This window comes from Brevibacterium picturae (genome assembly GCF_030453725.1).
In the GTDB taxonomy this organism is placed as follows: Bacteria; Actinomycetota; Actinomycetes; order Actinomycetales; family Brevibacteriaceae; genus Brevibacterium; species Brevibacterium sandarakinum_A.
In genome coordinates, this window is sequence record NZ_JAKDJU010000338.1 from 1 (window position 1) to 1,589 (window position 1,589).

A 1,589-nucleotide genomic window follows, 5' to 3' on the forward strand; every position below is an offset into this window, starting at 1 on the left:
TCGGCCGCCACGTGTGGAGTCGGTCTCGGCCGACCTGATCGGCGTCGGCGAATTTGCGCGTATCTGCGTTAAACGATGTACTGTGGCCACGTGTCTACATCAGCCTCAACATCCACGCCGACCGCTTCCGAAGTCGTCGCCAACCTTCCGTGGCGCTGGAGGACTCAGGGTGCCATCTTCATCATCGGTGGCCTGGGATTCATGTTCGACGCCTGGGATGTTGCCCTCAACGGGTTCCTCATCCCGCTGCTCAGCGACTACTGGAGCCTGAGCGTCGGCCAGGCTGCCTGGATCGCCACGGCCAACCTCATCGGCATGGCTTTGGGGGCTTTCATCTGGGGAGGCATCGCCGACGTGATCGGCCGGAAGAAGGCTTTCACCCTCACGCTTCTCGTGTTCTCAGTCTTCACGGTGGCAGGAGCTTTCTCCCCAGCGTTCGGCTGGTTCATCCTGTTCCGATTCCTTGCCGGATTCGGACTCGGCGGATGCATCCCCGTCGACTATGCGCTCGTGGGTGAATTCACTCCCAAGAAACATCGCGGTCGCGTCCTGACTGCAATGGACGGCTGGTGGCCGATCGGTGCCTCACTGTGCGCCTTCGTCTCCGCATCGCTGCTGGGAGTGGGGGACTGGCGCCTCATCATGCTCGTCATGATCGTGCCCGCTCTGCTGACAGTGGCCGTGCGCTTCGGAATTCCCGAATCACCTCTCTACCTTGCCTCCGTCGGACGGTATGCCGAAGCCGACGCCATCATCGCCAGGCTCGTCGAGCGCACCGGCGCCGAGGTGACGACGTGGACGCATGATGTTCCCGTCGCGAGCGCGACCAAGGCCACCGGTGCCGCCCGGTCCTCTGGCACCTCCCGGTCCGCCGGCTCTTCCCGGTCCACTGGCGCCTCCCAGGACTCCGGTGCTGCCAAGGCGCCTCGGCAGGCATCCACCGCCTCGCCTGGAGCGGTCACCTCCGTCAACAGACAGCTGCGCGCCGCCAGCGGTCAATTGGTGCAGTTGTGGCAGTACTCAGCCAAGACGACTCTTGTCTCCTGGGCACTGTTCGTATCTGTCCTCCTGGTCTACTATGCGGCCCTGACCTGGCTGCCGGACATCCTGAAGAAGCAGGGGTTGGGAGACCAGACAGCATTCATGGTCACCGGATCGATGACGGCAGTGGGCATCCTCGGTGTCATCGTCTCTGCCCTGATCGTCGAACGTGTGGGTCGAAAATGGGTGCTCGGCGTGACCGCAATCGTCTCCGCGCTCCTGTTGGTCTGTGCAGCGGTATTCATCGAAGCTTCGGGAACGGAACTGACATTCGCCGCCAAGGCCAGCATCATCGGATTCGGATTCGTCGTGCAGATCGCCATTCCCACTCTGTACACCTATGTGTCGGAGCTCTACCCGACCCGGCTGCGAGGTTCGGGATTCGGCTGGGCATCGGCTGCCTCCCGCATCGCGACCGGTGTTGCTCCGCTTGTCTTCGGTGCGTTCATGTGGCCGGTTCTCGGGCTGACATTGACCTTCATACTCACCGGGGTGCTCGTGGTTGTGGCGGTGGTGCTCATGGCTGTGCTCGCCCGAGAGACCACGGG

General features: G+C 62.9%; 1 protein-coding gene. It reads left to right on the forward strand.

Annotation, left to right across the window (positions count from 1 at the left end; all coding sequences use genetic code 11):
* Positions 1 to 75: 75 nt before the first annotated feature.
* Positions 76 to 1,589: MFS transporter (locus L0G76_RS16165; protein ID WP_487247017.1), on the forward strand; the 1,514-nt coding region annotated here is incomplete at its 3' end.